This is a genomic window from Paenisporosarcina sp. HGH0030 (genome assembly GCF_000411295.1).
Lineage (GTDB): Bacteria > Bacillota > Bacilli > Bacillales_A > Planococcaceae > Paenisporosarcina.
The window spans coordinates 1,737,610-1,759,425 of record NZ_KE150421.1 but is presented as its reverse complement, the minus strand read 5'-3'; the positions used below and the strand labels follow the sequence as shown (position 1 = coordinate 1,759,425).

7 protein-coding genes are annotated in these 21,816 nt (G+C 41.3%); all 7 read left to right on the top strand.

The genetic code is table 11. The features are described 5' to 3' along the window. The first annotated feature begins 659 nt into the window (after positions 1–659). Complete coding sequence (locus tag HMPREF1210_RS08425; RefSeq protein ID WP_016428230.1) at positions 660–4,448, top strand: S8 family serine peptidase; 3,789 nt, start codon at positions 660–662, stop codon at positions 4,446–4,448. 391 nt (positions 4,449–4,839) lie between these two features. Continuing rightward, positions 4,840–6,054, top strand: a complete 1,215-nt coding sequence (mtnK, locus tag HMPREF1210_RS08420; RefSeq protein WP_036659849.1) for an S-methyl-5-thioribose kinase — start codon at positions 4,840–4,842, stop codon at positions 6,052–6,054. Further along, positions 6,051–7,067, top strand: a complete 1,017-nt coding sequence (gene mtnA, locus HMPREF1210_RS08415; protein ID WP_016428228.1) for an S-methyl-5-thioribose-1-phosphate isomerase — start codon at positions 6,051–6,053, stop codon at positions 7,065–7,067. The genes mtnK and mtnA overlap by 4 nt, the downstream gene beginning before the upstream one ends. A gap of 37 nt (positions 7,068–7,104) precedes the next feature. Then, positions 7,105–7,743 (top strand): L-fuculose-phosphate aldolase, encoded by a 639-nt coding sequence (locus tag HMPREF1210_RS08410; protein ID WP_016428227.1) that lies wholly within the window; start codon positions 7,105–7,107, stop codon positions 7,741–7,743. A gap of 521 nt (positions 7,744–8,264) precedes the next feature. After that, positions 8,265–13,592: a S8 family serine peptidase gene (locus tag HMPREF1210_RS17655; protein WP_016428226.1), complete on the top strand. Its 5,328-nt coding sequence runs from the start codon at positions 8,265–8,267 to the stop codon at positions 13,590–13,592. A 506-nt stretch (positions 13,593–14,098) separates the two neighbouring features. Next, on the top strand, positions 14,099–18,409 hold the full coding sequence (locus tag HMPREF1210_RS08400; protein WP_016428225.1) for a S8 family serine peptidase: 4,311 nt from the start codon (positions 14,099–14,101) through the stop codon (positions 18,407–18,409). Positions 18,410–18,733: 324 nt separating this feature from the next. Beyond that, positions 18,734–21,816, top strand: a 3,083-nt coding sequence (locus HMPREF1210_RS08395) for a DUF6359 domain-containing protein (RefSeq protein ID WP_016428224.1), incomplete at its 3' end; no start/stop codon positions are given.

Sequence of the window (21,816 nt, the reverse complement as noted above, 5' to 3'; positions counted from 1 at the left end):
ACAGAAAAGTGGCAGGCGCCAGCCGTCAGCCACCAAATACAGGTCTGAGGGAATTGTGCGTAAAAGATGAATTTTAGATAAGTAGTCGCGAATTACAGATAACGACTGTCGAAATGTAGATATCCAAATATGAAATCGAGATATCTCATTATGAATACTCGATATCTACCAGTGAATTCTAGATACCCACGCAAATTCGCTACCCCTACTCATGAATTTGCTATAACAATCATTGAATTCGTGAAAACTTATCTAGTTTCCAGTGATTGTTTCTAATAGTAAAAAATAAAGAACCCCACTCTACCCTTGGTAAGTCAATATTCCCTCATCAACTTCAAAAATATAGAATCCCCACCAATTAATGAAAATGAGTAAAAAGAAATACAAAAGTTATTACTCTCAAAACCAAAAGACCTACTATCAATTAAAATTAATAGATTCATATAACCTATAAACGTTTCAAGAATGAGTAACTATATATCTAAAAATCTCTAAATTACAAAAAATGTAATCATTTTAGTAATTATGGTAAATAAAATAAGGTTTTCAAGGTTCTTAATATATGTTAAATTTCAAATTGTTAATTAATTCGACAAGGTTGTCACGTTTCTAAAATATTTGTCAGAAATAGAAGAAACACAATTAGGGAGGAAACTAGATTGAGTATGAAAAAGAAAAGCATGTTTATTGCACTTGCAACCACATTGGCACTTAGCACTGCATCTTTCGGTGCACCGGCTCCAACAGCAGCGACACAATTAGCAAAACAAATTCCGACACTTAACTTGCAAAAACCAGCGTTGAAAATACCAGAACGTTTAGCGATTCCTCAGAACCCAAGCGAAAAAGTTCGCATTATCGTGGAACTTGAAAAAGCACCGGCAATTGAAACTGCTACAAAGAAAGGCAAGCTCTACAAAGACCTTCCGAAGTCGGAACGTAAAAATGTAGAAGCAGCAATCAAAGCAGATCAAAAGAAAGTAAAAGATAAAGTAAAAGGTAAAGCCAAAAATGTTCATTTTAAAGAAGAGTTTAATGCAGTCTTTAATGGTTTCTCTGCTGAAGTAGAAGCGGGTGACGTTGCGGGTATCGCACAAACGGAAGGCGTAAAAGCCATCTATGAAACAAACGAATATACAAGACCAAGCGAAGAACCGAATATGGTTCATTCCAAAGAATTGGTTCAAGCTCAACTTGCATGGGAAAAATATTCGTTCAAAGGTGAAGGCATGGTCGTTGGTGTCATCGATACAGGTATCGACCCAAGCCACCGCGACATGGTTCTTTCTACAGAAACGGATGAAGACATTACGGCAGATGAAGTAAATGGATTGTTAGCTGGTGGAGAAATCGAGCCAGGTAAATACTTCACTGATAAAGTTCCTTATGGCTATAACTACATGGACGGCAACCAGGAAATCCGTGATTTAGGTCCGGATGCATCCATGCACGGTATGCACGTTTCAGGAACAGTTGGCGCAAACGGTGACGAAGAAAACGGTGGAATTAAAGGGGTAGCTCCTGAAGCTCAATTATTAGCACTTAAAGTGTTTGGGAATGATCCATTATACCCATCAACGTTTGGAGACATTTACGTAAAAGCGATGGACGATGCAATTAAACTTGGAGCAGACGTAATTAACATGTCACTTGGTTCGACTGCAGGATATGTCGATAACACAAGCCCAGAACAGCAAGCAGTTTCACGTGCACAAGATAACGGTTTATTAGTAGCCATTTCTGCTGGTAACTCGGATATGTTTGGGTCAGGTACATTCTACCCAATGGCGAATAACCAAGACTACGGTTTGACTGGTTCACCTTCTGTTTCTGAAGATTCATTTGGTGTAGCATCATTTGAAAATAACATGATCACAGCATCTAGTTTCAAATATGAATTTAATGGAACAGAAGCAGGACGTTCATTATTCCTGCTTGCAAATGACCAAGATCCGAACGACCTACCGGAAGATCAATATGAAATCGAATTTGCAGGTTTTGGTACAGTTGCCGACTTCTCTGGTAAAGACTTAACAGGCAAATTCGCACTTGTATCTCGCGGAGGAATTTCATTCGTTGAAAAAGCACTGAATGCACAAGCTGCGGGCGCTGAAGGAATCATTGTTTACAATAACGCTGCAGGTACTATCAACATGGCATCTGATCCAGCCATCAAGATTCCGTTCATGTCCACACTTCAAGCAGATGGACTGGCAATGAAAGCTAGTCTTGATGCAGGGCAAGTCGTAAATGTCGGGTTTGACGGAAAATATATCGATGCACCAAGTCCAACTGCAGGCAAAATGAGTTCATTCACGTCTTGGGGTCCTACACCAAACTTGGACTTCAAACCGGAAATCACGGCTCCAGGTGGAAATATCTTCTCGACCTTAAACAATGATTCTTACGGTTTGATGAGTGGTACGTCAATGGCAGCTCCACACGTAGCGGGCGGTACTGCTCTAGTGATGGAACGAGTGAATAAAGAGTTCGGACTAACTGGTGCAGAGCGCGTGCAGTTTGCGAAAAACTTAATGATGAACACAGCTAAACCAGTAGTTTTTGCTGAATACGATGGTATGAAAGAATATGTATCACCACGTCGTCAAGGGGCTGGCATCATGCAGCTTGCAAACGCTTTGGAAACAGATGTAATGGTAACAAACAAAGCAACAGGCGAAGCGAAAGTAGCCTTGAAAGAAATCAAAGAAGGCAAATTCAAATTCACATTGAAGGCGAAAAACTTCTCAGATGAAGCGAAAAAATTCAATGTTGATGTTCAACTTCAAACTGACCATGCATTGAAAACTTCTGGATATGACGTAGTTGTACCGAACATTGCAGGTTCAAATATCGTGACTGACTTAGTGGATGTTCAAGCCCCTAAAACTGTAGAAATCGCTGCAAATGGCGAAGCAGAAATTCAAGTATCTGTCGATGCTTCATTATTGAAAGACACGGCAGGTTTCGAAACATTCGTTAACGGATTCTTCATTGACGGTTTCGTAACATTAAATGACCCGAACGAAGAAACATCAGGAAATGTACCTTTAACAGTTCCGTTCTTTGGCTACAACGGTTCATGGGATGATGCATCAATTTTTGACGGCAGTGCTTGGGAATCATCTACTTACTGGGGCTACCAAGGTTTGGTGGATGAAGAAGGGAACTATATTAAAGGACCATCATTAGGTGAGAACTTCGATCCTTCGAAATTTGCATTCTCTCCAAATGGCGATGGTAACATCGATTCAGCCACTCCAGTTTACTCGTTGATACGCAATGCGAAAAACCTGGAAGTCAACGTATTGGATGCCAACGGTAAAAAAGTTCGCACAATCCGTACGGAAACGAACATGACGAAAAACTATATTGATTCAGCTACAAACCCTGCGTACAAGTTAAATTCAGCTAATGCATGGGACGGAATGATTAATGGAAAACTCGCTGCAGATGGCCAGTACTTCATTCAAGTGCGTGGTGTAATTGATTTCGAGGGTGCAGAATGGCAGTCTGTTGAGTTCCCGATTTATGTGGATACGAAAGCACCTGAAGCTAAATATAAATTCGATCAAAAGAAAAACATCATTTCGACAAACACACTCCAAGATGCTGGAATTGGTCTTGATCGAGTAGAAGTATATGTAAACGGTGTTGAACGTGAAGAACTTGCAGAACTTGCAAAAGAATATGAAGTTAAAAATGTGAAAAAAGGTGACAAAGTCACACTTAAAGTTTGGGATATTGCTGGGAACGTAAAAGAACAAACCTTTGCAATCAAAACAACAAGTGCTGATTATAAAGAAGACGGGGAAGAACCAGGCGAAGAACCAGGAACAACACCTGGTGACGGCGGGTCTGATGACGATACGTCAGCACCGAACGAGCCTGAAACAATTGAACCGGTAATCTTTATCAATACACCTAGTTTCTTCAGCAACCATAAAACATCACAAGTAGTGGTGGCAGGTTCTGTTGAAGACGATTCCAACATCGCTTCATTGAAAGTAAATGGGCAAACGCCGACATCATTTGACGGCAAAAACTTTACACACACACTGACACTGGCTGACGGTGTGCAACAAGTCAATGTGGAAGCAATCGACGAGTTTGGAAATGATATGGGCATCACACGCCGCATTTTCGTGGACACGACAAAACCAACAGTAGCTGCGGTAAAAGTACCTAAAACGGTAAAATCGAACGAAGCAAACCCGATCATCCAAGTAAAAGTCGGCGACAACTTCGATGAAATCCGTCTATATGTAAACGACAGTGAAGTATTCTACAAACCAATTTCAGAACCATATGCAATGAATGGCTACAGCCAAACTGTTGATGTGGAACTTCCATTGGTAAAAGGCAACAACACGTTCGAGTTGAAAGTAGTGGACTTGGTTGGCCATGAAGCAACCCAAACAATCAAAGTTTCAAAGCAAAAAAAATAACCGATCTAGCTACAAAACCCTTTCCCTTTAAATAGGAGAAAGGGTTTTGTGTTTAATTGTTCGTAAAAGGTGAATTTTAGATAAACAGACATGAATTATAGATATATGTGCACGAAATGGAGATATCCACCCGCGAAATATAGATTTCCATCATCCAATTCTCGATATCCACCTACGAAATCGAGATATCCCCGCCAACCCGCTATAACTTTATCCGAATTCGCTATAACACTGAGCGAATTAGTAATAACCCCACTAGAAATCGCCAAAACCCCCACCAACCGTTGGGAAAATACAACCTAATTCTCAATAACTAGAATACTCTCACAAGAAATTTGCTATGATAGAAAAAAACCTATTTTCAAAGGAGCGGTTGCAGATGCAAACACCTATGCATACTTTTGAACAATACTTCCTGATGAATACCGATGACGTCATTCAATATGTGAAAGCCAAAATAGAGTCATTCCAAAATGCACAACAGATTACTTGCAAAGAAATTGGTGACGGCAACTTGAACTATGTGTACCGCGTCGTCAACGAGGAAACAAAAGAATCGGTCATCGTCAAACAAGCGGGCACGACTGCGCGCATTTCAGATGAATTCGTCCTGTCGACTAGCCGTAACAAAATCGAGACCGAAGCACTTCAACTGCAACATACGCTGGCACCGGGACTGGTTACTGAAATTTATCTGTTGGATGAAACGATGAGCTGTTGCGTCATGGAGGACTTGTCGCATCTGACAATCATGCGCACAGCGCTGGCAAATTTCGAGACGTTCCCTCATTTCGCGGAACATATCACGGACTTCCTCGTGAACACATTGTTGCGCACAAGTGACGTTGTCCTGAACCATAAAGATAAGAAAGAACTGGTCGCAAAATTCACGAACCCAGAGCTTTGTGAAATTTCGGAAGACCTCGTGTTCACAGAGCCGTTCCACAACAACTTTAACCGCAACGAAGTGACACCGGGGAATGAACAATTTGTCCAGACGCACCTTTATGAAAATGAAGCGCTTCACTTGGAAGTAGCGAAATTGAAGTTCCAGTTTATGAACAACAGTCAATCACTCATTCATGGCGACCTACATACGGGCTCGATTTTCATCGATCAGAACGACACGAAAGTCATCGATCCCGAGTTCGCATTCTTCGGACCTATGGGCTACGATATCGGTAACGTCATGGCCAACCTGATTTTTGCATTCGCTCGCGGTGATGCATACCAAAACAAAGAATTCACTGAGTGGGTTGAAAATACATTATTCGACGTAATGGACTTATTCGACACGAAATTCCGCATTGCTTGGGACGACCACGCAACGGAACTCGTTGCTAAAAACGTAGATTTCAAAGAACATTACTTACAAAATATCCTGAAAGACACAGCTGGCATGGCAGGTCTTGAACTAGCACGCCGCATCGTTGGACTGGCGAAAGTGAAAGACATCACGACCATCGAATCGATCGAAAACCGTCTGAAAGCAGAAAGACTCTGCTTGCGTGTCGCAGTGGAACTAATCCTTAACCCGTCAGAATTTCAAACAGGCGGACAATACTTAACAGCGCTACAAAACGCACTACAGGAGGAAAACAAATGACTGAAGCACTGAACCCGATAGAATGGAAAAACGATGCACTCGTCCTGCTTGACCAAACCAAGCTTCCTAACGACATTGTCTACGAAGAATTCACAACTGTTGAAAGCGTCTGGGATGCCATCGTCACGATGAAAGTCCGCGGTGCCCCAGCGATTGGCGTTGCCGCAGCATACGGCGTTTACTTGGCTGTTCGCAATTCCGAAACCGATTTGGTGAAAGTAGTACAGAAAAGCGCAGAGTATTTGGCTACGTCCAGACCGACTGCAGTCAACTTGTTCTGGGCTCTTGACCGCATGACAGCAGTCAAAGCGCCGGACGCTATTTATAAAGAAGCTTTATTAGCGGAAGCAAAAGCCATTCATAAAGAAGATGAAGAAATCAACCGCACCATCGGCGAAAACCTATTAACGTTACTAACTGACGGCATGGGCATCCTGACACATTGTAACGCTGGCGCTCTAGCCACTTCGAAATACGGAACAGCCACTGCACCCATGTATCTTGCAAAAGAAAAAGGCTGGGATTTCAAAGTGTACGCTGACGAAACACGCCCTCGTCTACAAGGATCTACATTGACCGCACTGGAATTGAGCAGAGCGGGAATCGATGTAACGGTCATTACGGATAATATGGCTGCTATGGTCATGTCCCAAGGCAAAGTTCAAGCTGTTATCGTCGGTTGCGACCGCGTCGCTGCAAACGGTGATACGGCCAATAAAATCGGTACGCTTGGAGTGTCCATTTTAGCAAAACACTACAACATTCCGTTTTACGTGGCAGCACCAACACCAACCATTGACCTAAATACACCAACGGGCACGCAAATTCCGATTGAGGAAAGACATAAATCCGAAGTCATCGAAGGCTTTGGAAGACTGACGGCACCGGCAGATGTTAATGTGTACAACCCCGCATTCGACGTCACACCACACGAACATATCACGGCCATAGTCACTGAAAAAGGAATTGTTCGTGCACCTTACGAAGAAAACCTGAAAAAACTATTTCGCTAAACATAGTAGATATACACCATGAATGGAGGAACAACCTATGTTTATGAAAGAACGCAATGAAATTGTCGATTATTGTAAGTTATTGAGAACACGAGGCCTAACCAAAGGGACGGGGGGCAATATTTCCATCTTCGACCGTGAATCCGGCCATATGATCATCAGTCCAAGCGGCATCGATTACGACATCATGACAGCTGAAGACGTAGTCGTATGTAATCTGCAAGGGGAAGTCATCGCTGGCGATAAAAAGCCATCAAGCGAATTCCCGATGCACGCGATTTTCTATCAACAACGTACAGACATAGATGCAATCGTCCATACTCATTCCATGCACGCCACCGTGCTTGCATCACTAAGATGGAATTTGCCAGCAGTGTCATATTTGGTTGCTTATGCAGGAAAAGACGTACGCTGTGCGGAGTATGCGAGTTTTGGTACATCAGAACTTGCGACCAATGCCTTCGAAGGGATGAAAGGTCGACAAGCTGTCTTGCTGGCTAATCACGGGCTATTGGCAGGTGCGAACAATATTGCTACCGCATTCGCCATCGCTGAAGAAATCGAATTTTGCTGCGAAGTGTATTTGAAAGCAAAGGCCGTGGGGGAACCAGTCATTCTAGACGATAACGAAATGGCTCATATGGCGGAGAAATTCAAGTCATACGGGCAAAAATAGTAGATTCACCTGAACAAAGGGGATTTGAAAATGGTAGATTTATAACCTGTCACACAGCAGGTAGCAAATTCGATACGAAAGCAAATTCAACGCGTGCTGAAGTAGCAGTCATGCTATACCGCGCACTGGATATACTGAACGAGTTATAAGGTTTAATACTCACTGCTAGAATAATACTCACAGCTAATGACTTCTTCCTATCAATGGGGAGAGGTCATTTTTATTTTGTTTAAGCAGTTATTAATCGCGATTTTGTTATAAACAACCCCGATTTTGTCGAAATGGCTCTAACTAACTTCCAAACTCCGACAATCTCGTTGTCAGAAATCGACATTAATTTACATTTTTGAAATACAAAAGTAATATAAAAACACTCTAAATAAGTAACTATTAATCTATTATTATGGTAAAATTTACCGTGTTGCCTTTTATGGGTAACAATGTTTGAATCTTCAGACATAAAAAGGGAGGGGAACTTTAGCAACTATTGAGACGTAAAATCATTTAGGGGGAATTGAGAATTGAAGAAAAACAAGTTGAATAAGTTCTTCAGTAGCATTCTTGCAATGTTTATGGTTCTTTCATTGTTGACGCCAATGTCGGCATCGGCAAACACGAAACAGCTGAAACCATTTAAGCAGAATGTTCAAACTGAAACGCAGTTAGAATTAAAAGCAGCTATTGCAGAGCAAATGGACGTCTTAGAGGGCGGACCAAGACTTCACAAAAATTTATTAGGTGTTTCAGGCGATAAAGAAGTAGCGGTTATTGTTCATTTGTCTGAGGAACCTGTAGCACTGAAACAGGGAATTAACGAATTGGCTGGGAAAAAGTTCACGAACGCTCAAGCGGCTAAAGTGAAGGCGAATGTAGATGCGCAACAGTCCCTCGTTAAGAAACAAATGAGTTCGAAAGGCATTTCAGTCAAGCAAGGCTATACATTCAATACAGTGTTGAACGGTTTTGCGGCAACTGTAAAAGCGAATGACCTTAAAAAATTGCTTTCAATTCCAGGCGTTACTTTAGTAGAACCGGATGTAACGGTTTATGCATTGGGAGACAAGCAAGCAACTGCAACGAAGTCAACATCTAATCTTGATAAAGATGGCAAGATGGAAGCAGCAATGAATACGAGCCTTTCATTCTTAGGAATTAAAAAGTTATGGGACGAAGGATATAAAGGGGAAGGCATTAAAGTGGCTGTCCTTGATACAGGGATCGATAAACATCACCCTGAATTTGAAGGTGTATATAAAGGCGGGAAAAACTTTATTCCGAACTCTTCAACATATACAAAAACACGTTCTGCGGATGACGCATCTGAAACATTACCGTCTGAACGTCCGGCTGGAACGCCTGAGTTCAACTCAAAAGGGGACCCATTCTACACGTCTCACGGGACTCACGTAGCGGGAACGATTGCAGCTGCAGGAAATAACGAATACGGTATCTCAGGAATTGCGCCAGATGTTGATCTTTACGCATACCGAGTACTTGGTGCTTACGGCAGCGGATCAAGTTCTGGAATCATTGCTGCAATTGAAACAGCAGTAATTGAAAAGATGGATATTATTAATCTATCACTTGGAGGTGGATCGAACACTGAAACGGACAGCGGGTCATTTGCGATTAATAACGCAATGATGGCTGGCACAATTTCAGTTATTGCAACAGGTAACTCAGGTCCTAACCGTGGAACAATGGGAACTCCAGGAACTGCTCGTTTAGGAATAGCAGTTGGGAACTCAACGAATCCTGAAACGATGTACAACGGTGAAGTAAATGTCAAAGTTGGTAACTATAAGTTTTCCAAACAATTGCAATTGATGGGAACGACTTTTGGTAAAGACTTGGCTACACAACTTCAAGGAGAACTACCATTGGTTGCAGTTCCTGGAAACGGGACAGCTACTGACTATAATGGCATTGACGTGAATGGCAAAGTTGCACTTGTCTCACGTGGTGCAATTGCCTTTGTTGACAAGATTGCATTTGCAAAAGAGAATGGCGCAGTTGGAGTACTGATTCACAACTTCGCAGGCGGAACAAATGCTCCAAATGAATCAGGTGTATTCCTTGGTGATTCATTCGGATTCATTCCAACGTTTGATTTGTCCCAAACAGACGGAGATGCAATCCGTGCAGCATTGAAAAATGGTGCAGGCACAGTTTCGTTCGGCAAGTATGGTGAAGCAAAAACACTTGGTGACGATGTAAATGATTCAAGTTCACGTGGTCCATCTACACCGAACTTTGATATCAAACCGGATGTAACAGCGCCGGGCACAAACATTATGTCATCAATCGCGATGTACAAAGAAGATTATCCGGATGTTTCATATGACCAAGCTTATGATCGTTATACAGGAACATCAATGGCTACACCACATATCGCGGGAATCGTGGCACTTGTTAAACAAGCAAATCCAGACTGGAATGCGTTTGACGTGAAAGTGGCACTTTCCAATACAGCAAAAATCCTGAATACACAAAAATACGATGTATTTGCTCAAGGTGCTGGCCGTGTGGATGCTTATGCAGCTGCACATCCAGGTGCACTCGCGTATGCACTAGACAAAGCTACTCTTAACGGTAGCGGACAAATAGTGGATAACTTAAAAGGGACAGTTACATTCGGTCCTCAATCATTAAAAGAAAATCTTTCTGTCACTAAACAAATCCGGGTTAAGGATATGGCAGGTGACGGTGGAGATTATGCAGTATCAGTAGATGTTACAAAATCATTTGGCGACGCGAAGCTGACAGTCGATAAAACGGCTTTCACATTAAATGGCGAGCAACTGCTGAATGTCACATTGACTGCTTCAAAAGCGGAAGCTCCAAAAGGTTCTGAACTTCTTGGATACATCCACATTACGGGTGGAAAAACAGAAATTTCATTGCCATTCGCAGCTGATTTCAGCGGTGCAGTAGCTTCTGCAGAAATACAAGACATGAATATTACTGAGACAGACTTGTCATTTAATGGGGACGGTGTACAAGATGCAGCGGAACTGAGCTTCAAACTGACCGGTGCTGTTACAACGAACTTTATCGAGCTTTGGGACATCATGAATCCTAAAGGTGGAGAATTTGGCGATGGCTATATCGGATACTTGCATGCAGCATCATCTTTAGCGGCAGGATCTTATAAACTACCGATTAAAGGTCAATACAAACCGTGGGGCGCAAAACCGGCAACAACGATTCCAGACGGATTATACACAATAGACTTCACAGCAACGGCTGGACAAGAAGATATTGGGGACTATGTAGGACCGATTATTGTTAAGACAACAAAACCGGTAATCGCAGGCTCTGTTGTAAGAGGCCAGGCAACTGGACAAGTGACTGATAAATATTTGGACTACAACGAAGAATTATCGTTGTATGGCCTTGAATTCGATTTGAATGATAAGCTTTCTGCTTCTTACGTAGTCTCTAAAGATGGCGTTGAGGAACATGCGGTTCCATTCGAATTGGAGCAAGATGGTTCATATGCATTCCCTGTTTCAGGGTTCAATGCAGTAACGGACTCAGTGAAAGTCATCGTGGAAGATGCAGCTGGCAACGTCGGTGAAAAAGTGATGATCAGTGAAGTAGATCCACCTGATGCTGTGATTACACTTTCTGTAGATCAAGCAGCTCTTGATATGACAACAGGCGATACTGCAACATTACAAGTTACACAAACAACAACACCTGCTGATGGTGAAGCGACGGAAGAAGACGTAACGGCACAAGCAACATATACAGTTGCGGATGAAAACGTTGTAACGGTTTCTGAAGGCGTTGTAACAGCAGTAGCAGAAGGTTCAACAACAATCACTGTTTCTTACGGTGAAAATGAAGTATCAGTAGGAGTAACGGTGACGGATGAAGTAGTCGTTCCTGAACCGGTTGTATCTCTAGCACCGAACAAAGCGGCAGTGGAACTGATTGTTGATGGCACTGAGCAAATCACAATCAGCAAAACAGTGAAAGAAGAAGGCAAAGATGATGTAACGACAGACGTAACGGTTGATGCAACATATGAGGTCGAAAATGACTCCATCGCAACAGTAGACAAAGGGCTAGTTACGGCAAAAGCAGCAGGGAAAACAAACGTAACGGTTCAATTCGAAGGTCACACAACGACATTCGAAGTAACAGTTACTGAAGAAGTTGTCGAGCCAGAACCAGTTGTATCATTATCCGTGAATCCTAAATCAGTGGACCTTCCAGTATCAGGAAAGAAACAAATCACGGTTGAACAAGTGATTCAGGAAGACGGAAAAGAAGATATCATAACGAACGTAACAGCAGATGCGACTTATGCTGTTGAAAAAGAAGAGATCATATCGGTCAATAAAGGAGAAATTACAGCCAAAGCTGTAGGAACTTCAAAAGTGACGATTACGTATGGTGGAAAAACGACAGAAATGACAGTGAACGTTGTCGCTTTACCTGTTGTATCATTATCCACAAATAAAAATTCTCTTAACCTAGTAGTAGATGGTAAAGAACAATTAACGGTTCTGAAAACAGTGAAAGAAACTGGAAAAGAAGATATCGTTAAAGATGTAACGACTGATGCATTGTATTCCGTTCAGAAGCCTTCAATTGTTGCAGTGGAAAAAGGTTTGGTAACTGCAAAAGCTGCAGGAACAACGAAAATTACCGTAGAATACGAAGGTCATTCCACAACGGTTGATGTAATAGTACAAAATAAAGTAATCGTAACACCGCCGACTCCTTCACCAATAACTCCTGGCGAAGTAGTGGTAAATGACTCGACGATCTTGAACCAAACAAGCAATCCGCAAGTACAAGAAGTTAAAGTGGAATTGCCTGCAATGACAGATGCTCAGCCTCAAGTGAGTGCGAAAATATCTTATGGGTCAATTAATGCAGTGGCTCAATCTTCAAAACCATTAGTGATCAACTCAGGAAGCACAGAAGTAAACGTGCCTAATGCAGTAGTGAAAGCAATCGCAGCTGGATCACCTGATAGTGTGACAGTTACTGTGAAAAAATCGAAATCGGATGATGTAGAGGGTGCAGTATCTGCTTCATACGAATTCACAATCTCAACAGTTAAAAACGGGAAAACGACGACTGTTTCTTCGTTCTCAGCACCTGTTAAACTGACAATTCCTACAACAAGTACCGTAAAAGATCCACGTAAAGTAGCGGCTTATTACATGAATGAGTTAAAACATACGTTGGACTATAGCGGTGGAACGTATTCCGAAGGGAAATTTGTTTTCAAAACAAATCACTTCTCGAAATTCGTAGTAATCGAACACGCGAAAACATTTAGCGATATCCAAAAGTACTGGGCACAGGATGAAATTGAAGTACTGGCTTCTCGTTCAATCACAAGCGGGAAAACAGATGCAACATTCAACCCGGAAGGTAAAATTACACGCGCTGAATTTGCTGTATTGATTGCACGTGCGTTGAATCTTCCGATGGATGAGTACCAAGGAATATTCAAAGATGTACCAACAAGCAAAGCATGGGCTTATGCTGGTATTGAAGCTGCATACCGTGCTGGTATCGTTAACGGGAAAACGAAAGACTCGTTCAATCCAGATGCGCTTATCACACGTGAAGAAATTGCAGCAATCGTTGTTCGTGCAGTGAAATATCAAGATGCGACACTACTAAAAGATGTAGATTCTTCTAAATCATTTGCGGATGATAAAGCAATCGGCGATTTCGCCAAGGTATCCGTAAAACAAGCAGTAGGTTTAGGCATCATCACAGGTCGTTCAGGAAACAAATTCGATCCGAAAGCAAATGCAACACGTGCGGAAGCGGGAGTTATGTTATACCGCGCATTGGATAAAATGAATGAATTTTAATGCCAAAGAAAAGAGTCAGCATCGTGCTGGCTCTTTTCTATATTTTTTAAAGTAAAATAATTTTTCGGAATGTGCAGGAGAACTTACATATTTAGCAATATGATATCGTAAAATCCAGCGCAAATATAAATCCAGTCTATATTTGAGTAGGTACTTTGCAATCCATACTAACTGGATAATCTATTATAAAAGTCTTATGCTATATCAGAATAGTTTCCTTATTATCCATAAAAAGACATGATTTATAAATGAGGAACTTTAGATCTATTAATATTATAAAAAAATAATGGTCAATTAAAACTATTATCTATTTACTAAAGTAATACTTTTTATCTATAAAAATTCAATTTCCAAGTATTGTAATCAAAATGTAATATAAGTTATTTCGTTTTTATATTTGCAACAATCAAAATATATGGTAAATTTCTAATTGTCACATAATTTAGTTAAATCTAATGAATGGAAATTAATCTAAGTTATGAAACTCAAAAAGGGAGGAAAGCAGATTGAGTAATTCTAGAAAAAGCATGATGGTTGCAATGGCAGCTTCACTAGCACTTAGTACAGCAACAATCGGCGCACCAGCTCCAGCAGATGCTGCGAAATTAGAAAAACAGGTTCCTGTTATCAATGTGCAAAAACCGGCTAAAAAGATTCCGGATCGATTTGTTTCGCCTGAAAATCCAACTGAAAAAGTGCGTATCATCGTTGAACTTGAAAAAGCTCCAGCGATTGAAACGGCTACTCAAAAGGGTGTTCTTTACAAAGAACTTCCACAATCCCAACGTAATAGTTTAGAAGATTCAATTGAACAAGATCAAAAGAGGGTTCAAGCAAACATTTCGAAGTTTGCTAAGAACATTGATTTCAAGGAAAACTTCACAACTGTATTCAATGGTTTCTCTGCTGTAGTCGATGCAAAAGATGTAGCACGTATCGCACTTACTCCTGGTGTTAAGTCTGTACACGAATCTACTGAATATGCACGCCCAGTAGCAACACCAGAAATGACACACTCAAAAGAATTAGTACAAGCCCAACTAGCGTGGGAAAAATATAACTTCAAAGGTGAAGGAATGGTTGTTGGTGTCATTGATACGGGGATTGACCCGTCTCACAGAGACATGATTCTTACAGATAATGCGACTGGTGACATCACTTCAGAAGAAGTAAGTACATTGGTTGGCAATGGTTCAGTAGAAGCGGGTAAATACTTCACTGCGAAAGTTCCTTACGGTTACAACTACATGGACGGCAACCTGGAAATCCGAGACATCGGTCCGGGAGCGTCAATGCATGGTATGCACGTTTCAGGTACTGTTGGAGCGAATGGTGACGAGGAAAACGGTGGGATTAAAGGTGTAGCTCCTGAAGCTCAACTTTTGGCACTTAAAGTATTTGGTAACGATCCATTGTTCCCATCAACCTTTGGTGACATTTATGTAAAAGCAATGGATGATGCAATCAAGCTTGGTGCAGACGTCATTAACATGTCATTAGGTTCAACAGCCGGGTATGTGGATAATTCGAATCCAGAACAAATGGCTGTAACACGTGCGCAAGATAGTGGTATTTTGGTAGTCATTTCTGCGGGGAACTCAGATATGTTTGGTTCTGGTACATTCTATCCAATGGCAGATAACCAAGATTACGGTTTGACTGGATCACCATCTGTTTCTAAAGATTCATTCGGTGTTGCCTCATTCGAAAATAGCCACGTTACGGCTTCAAGTTTCACATATGAATTTGATGGTGTCCAAACAGGACGTGCAATGTTCTTGCTAGCCAATGATGCAGAACCGAACGATCTTCCTGAAGAAGAATACCCAATCGAATTTGCAGGTTTCGGTACACCAGCTGATTTCGCTGGGAAAGATTTAACAGGTAAATTTGCTTTAGTATCTCGCGGAAGTATTTCTTTCGTTGAAAAAGGTCTAAATGCACAAGCTGCAGGAGCAGCTGGTGTTATTGTTTATAACAATGCAGCAGGTACAATCAGCATGGCTTCAAGTTCAGAGATTAAAATTCCTTATATGTCAGCACTTCAAGTGGATGGACAGGCACTAAAAGCAGCACTTGTTGCAGGAACAGAAGTTACTGTAGGTTTCGATGGGCAATATATCGAAGTGGCTAGTCCGACTGCAGGAAAAATGTCTGGATTCACTTCTTGGGGTCCGACACCGAACTTGGATTTCAAACCTGAAATCACAGCTCCAGGTGGAAACATCTTCTCGACATTCAATAACAATGAATACGGTTTGATGAGCGGTACGTCAATGGCAGCGCCACACGTAGCCGGAGGTACGGCATTGGTAATGGAACGTGTGAACAAAGAGTTCGGCTTGACTGGCGCAGCTCGCGTACAGTTTGCTAAAAAATTGATGATGAACACAGCTAAACCAGTAGTTTTGGCTGAATACGATGGTATGAAAGAATACGTATCACCACGTCGTCAAGGGGCTGGAATCATGCAGCTTGCAAACGCTTTGGAAACAGATGTAATGGTAACAAACAAAGCAACAGGCGAAGCGAAAGTAGCCTTGAAAGAAATTAAAGATGGCAAATTTAATTTCACATTGAAAGCGAAAAACTTCTCGGATGAAGCGAAAAACTTCAATGTTGATGTTCAACTTCAAACTGACCATGCATTGACAACTTCTGGATATAACGTAGTTGTACCAAACATTGCAGGTTCAAATATCGTGACGGACCTAGTGGATGTTACGGCTCCTGAGTCTATAGAAATCGCTGCAAATGGCGAAACTGAAATTCAAGTATCTGTAGATGCTTCTCTATTGAAAGACATGGAAGGCTTCGAAACATTCGTAAACGGATTCTTCATTGACGGTTTCGTTACACTTGAAGATTCAAACGAAGAAACATCAGGAAATGTACCTTTGACAGTTCCGTTCTTTGGCTTCAATGGTTCATGGGATGATGCATCAATTTTTGACGGCAGTGCTTGGGAAGAATCCACTTACTGGGGTTACCAAGGATTGGCTGACCAAAACGGTGACTCTATCACTGGTCCATCATTAGATGAAAACTTCAACCCATCGAAATTTGCTTTCTCACCAAATGGCGATGGTAACATCGACTTGGCAGTCCCGGTTTACTCATTAATGCGTAATGCTAAGAAATTAGAAGTAAATGTATTAGATGCAAACGGCAACAAAGTACGTACAATCCGAACTGATTCCAATTTAACGAAAAACTATATTGATTCTGCAACAAATCCAGCTTATAAGTACAATCGAGATAATGGATGGGATGGGAAAATCAATGGAAAACCTGCTCCGGATGGCCAATATACGATTGAATTACGCGGTGTAATCGATTATGAGGGGGCTGAATGGCAATCAATCAAGTTCCCAATCATCCTCGATACTAAAGCACCTACTGCAGACATTTCTTTCGATCCTGAAACAAGAACATTATCTCTTGCAAACCTTGCAGATAATGAGGGTGGGGTAGGACTAGATAGAGTTGAAGTGTATGCGAACGGAGAATTGGTATTTGAGGATGTAGCATCAGTAGAACCATACGTTCTTGATGAAGTTCTTAAAATTGGTGACGAAGTATCTGTTAAGGTATGGGATATTGCTGGTAACGTGACGGGAATGCAAAATGAATTCGAAACAAAAGAGCCAGTTATTTTCTTCGAAACTCCATCGGACTATTTTGTGGAGTACAAAACTTCAGAAGTAGTGGTATCTGGTACGGTTGAAGATGATTCGAACGTGGTTTCACTGAAAGTAAATGGTGTAGTTGCTGATTCATTCGACGGTTCTAAGTTCACTCATAAGTTGAAGCTTACTGACGGTGTGAAAGACGTGAAAGTGGAGGCAATTGACGAGCATGGCAATGTAATGCAAATCGGTCGTAAAATCTTCGTTGATACAACAAAACCGACAGTTCAAGCTGTTGCGGCAACTGTACCATCTGGAGTAAAAACATCTTCGCCAGATCCAACAATCAAAGTTAAGGTTGGCGATAACTTCGATGAACTTCGTCTATACCTAAACGGTAACGAAGTATTTGCAAATCCATTATCTGAACCTTATGCAATGTTAGGTTACAGCCAAACAGTTGATGTTGTTCTTCCATTAGTAAATGGCAAAAATGACTTCGAATTGAAAGTAGTTGACATGGTAGGTCACGAGGCTACTCAGAACATCACGGTTATGAAACAAGATGGAGTTGTTACGCCGCCGACGCAACCACCAGTGGTAGTACCACCAGTTGTTGATCCAAAACCAGTAACATACAGTGATATCGCTAGCCACTGGGCTAAGAAAGAAATCGAGACATTAGCAACGAAGAAAATCATTCTTGGTAAAACAGCTGATTTGTTTGCACCGGAAGATAAATTGACTCGTGCTGAGTTCGCTGTATTGGTTTCGCGTGCTCTTGGTTTAGAAACAAAAGAATATGCTGGTACATTCAAAGATGTAACAACAAACAAAGCTTGGGCTTACGCTGGAATCGAAGCGGCAGCTCGCGCTGGCATCATCAACGGTAAAACTGATGGAACGTTCAATCCAGACGCGAAAATCACACGTGAAGAAATCGCGGCTATCATTGTCCGTGCTGTGAAACACGAAGATGCTGCATTATTGAACAATCTTGATACTTCAAAAGTGTTCGTTGATGATAAAAATATCAGTACTTTTGCGAAACTAAGCGTTAAACAAGCAGTGGCTTTAGGAATCGTATCTGGCCGTGGCGGCAACGTCTTCTCTCCGCAAGACAATGCAACACGCGCTGAATCAGCAGTTATGCTGTACCGTGCCCTTAACAAACTAGGCGATCTATAAAAAAACATGAGGAGTCAGCGATTGCTGGCTCCTTTTTGTATGTATATTCACTGGAAATAATAGGAAGAAACGGAACAAATCGATTTAAAAGGAAATAACTCTAACTGTGATATTTCGAATAGGTATCCCATATCTTATTAGTAGAATTAATTCTATTAATATAAGCTATATTTACTTTCCTTAATGATAACTTAACAAAATAGTCGGACTTCTTACCTATTTTTACTTATTCATTATGAATTTTACAAATTCTTAAGAAAACTCTTACAATAGTCTGATATAATCAGATAGTACTAGAAAATTACTTTTTGAGGAGTGGGATGGATGACAAAAGAAGGTATTAAGAAACATGTTTTAAGTAAGATTGCACTAGCTTTCTTACTAATTATCTCAATGATGGCACCATTTATCACAGCACCAAGTGCTTCGGCCGCAACATCATTGACCGTTGCTGAGGCACTTGCACAATACGATGTGGCTGCTAAAAAGAATGTTACAGTGGATGGCTATATTGTTGGTTATGTTAAAGGGGAAACATCGGTAGTTAAGACAGGTGCTACTGATGATAACAACTATGCAATTGCGGACTCAGCAAATGAAACCGATTTATCAAAAATGATTTATGTACAAGTTCCTGCTACACCTACTACATTAAGATCAACATTTGGACTTAAAACAAACCCAGGTAATATCGGTAAAAAAGTATCTGTTAGTGCTTCACTTGAAAAATATTTTGGAAACCATGCTGGTCTAAAGGCGCCAGTTTCGGCAATGACATTCGTTGGAGGAGAAGTAGATCCACCACCTGTAGCAGAAGCAGTAGCCAATATCGCAGCTGCCCGTGCAGTAACTGATCCAGCTAAATTGATCAAAGTAAGCGGTACAGTAACAACAGGCGTTGGATTCTGGGGTCAAAAAGGCTTCTACATTCAAGACGATACTGCGGGTCTTTATGCATTTGTTTCTGCAGCTGACGTAAAACCAGGCGACATCGTTGAGCTTGAAGGGAAAGTAAGCCCGTACGCAGGCGAACTACAAATCCAGCCAACAAAAATCACAGTGAAATCTTCTGGCAACCCACTTCCAGCAGCACAAGTTATTGTACCTACTGGAGTGAATGAAGATACTCAAGGTGAACGCATTCAATTAAACAAAGTAACAATTACTGGCTTAGCGAAAAAAGATGATTACGGGACATTTGAATTCTCTGCTGTCGACGGTCAAGGAAAATCAGTAATCGTTCGTAACGATAATCGTACGGGCATGACTTATGATAACTTCATTCAATATTACAATGAAGGCGATCTTGTTCATGTTTCAGGTATCGCTTCTAAATTTAACGATGTATATCAAGTTAAAGCACTGGGTGCAGAAAGTTTTGACCTAGTAAACAAACCAGCAGTATACGTTAATGTATTTCCAGGTTTCGTAACTGAAAACACAAAAATCACTCTTGCAAGTGGTTGGGCAGATGCGACAATCTACTACACAGTAAATGGTTCGACTCCAACAACTTCAAGTGACGTATACTCAGCACCAATTAATGTGACTGAAAACACAACTATCAAAGCATTGGCGGTATCAGGCGACGAGACTTCTGAAGTATTCTCGTTTGAATACCAAGTAATCAAATCTACTGGTGTGCAAATTGCGGACATCCAAGGCAAACAGCACAAATCACCATACGCTGATCAGCAAGTAGTTGATATCGAAGGAGTAGTAACTTACAAACTTGATAACAACAACTTCTTCATGCAAGATCTAACGCCAGACAGCGATCCTGCTACTTCTGACGCGGTTCTTGTATACAGTAAAGCGCACACATTTGTGCCGGGCGATCTAGTATCGGTTGACGGAAAAGTGACTGAATTCTTCATTGCTGGTTACTCTGACATGAAATCTGTTGATTTATCAACAACAGAAATTTCAAGCACGACAATTGATAAGATAGGTACAAAACCAGTTCCAGCAGCACTTAAATGGGAAGAACTTTCACCACCAACAGAAGTTATCGATAACGACAAATTAACTTCATTCGATCCAGCAGAAGACGGAATCGACTTCTGGGAATCTATCGAAGGTATGCTAGTTTCAGTTAAAGATGCAAAAGTTGTTGGACCACAAAAATACGGTGAAGTCATCGTGGCTACTGACAACGGTGGTAAAACAACGTTCAATAAATTTGGCGGAATCAATATCTCTGCTAACGACTATAACCCGGAACGTATCACAGTTGATATGAACTCTGTATCATTCAAAGCTAAATCAGGGGATGTATTCAAAGGCACAATCACAGGTCCAGTAAGTTACGAATTCGGAAACTTCCGCATCATGACAACTGTGGCTGCATTACCAACATTAGAAGAAGCTCCAATAATCAAAGAGATAACGGAAATTGCATTCGCAAAAGATAAACTAAACGTTGCTGCATATAACGTAGAGAACTTCTCGAACAATACTGCAAACACACCAAATGAAAAAGTGGTTAAAATTGCGAAGTCATTTGTTGAAAACATGAAATCTCCTGACATTATCACATTAGTAGAAGTTCAAGATAATGATGGTGAAACAGCTTCAGGCAATACAGACGCTTCACAAAGTTATGAACGTTTAATCGCAGCAATCGTTGCTGCAGGAGGTCCAAAATACAATTGGACTGACATTGCTCCAGAATACAATCAAGACGGTGGGGCACCAGGTGGTAACATCCGCGTTGGTTACCTATACAACCCTCAGCGTGTAACATTATCTGAAGGAACAAAAGGTGGATCTACAGAAGCCGTAAAATGGGTAGATGGTGAACTTTCTAAAAACCCTGGACGTATCCTGGACATTCCACAACCGAACACACGTAAACCAATCGCAGCCCAATTTGAGTTCCAAGGTGAACAAGTAGTCGTAATCGGCGCGCACTTAAACTCTAAAGGGGGAGACCAACCGTTATTCGGTAAAAACCAACCTCCATTCCTAGGGTCTGAAGCAGAACGTATCGGGCTAGCTACAATGATCAACGCGTTCATTAAAAAAGGACAAGAACAAAATCCAGACCTTAAAGTCATCGTTGCGGGTGACATGAATGATTTCGAATTCACACCAACTCTTACAGCACTTAAAGGCAATATCTTAACTAACATGGTAGAAAAAGTACCAGCTGGCGAACGTTTCTCATATTACTACCAAGGGAACAACCAAGTACTTGACCACATGTTAGTGACAAACAACTTAGCAGCTACAACTTTAATTGACATGATTCACATCAACGCAAACTTCATGGAAGAACACGGTCGTGCATCTGACCATGATCCAATTTTGGTTCAAGTGGATTTGAAAGATCCAGTAGTTGTTCCAGACGTAGTAACTTTAGATGTAAACAAAGACGATGTTTCTGTTGAAGTAGGAGACACTGA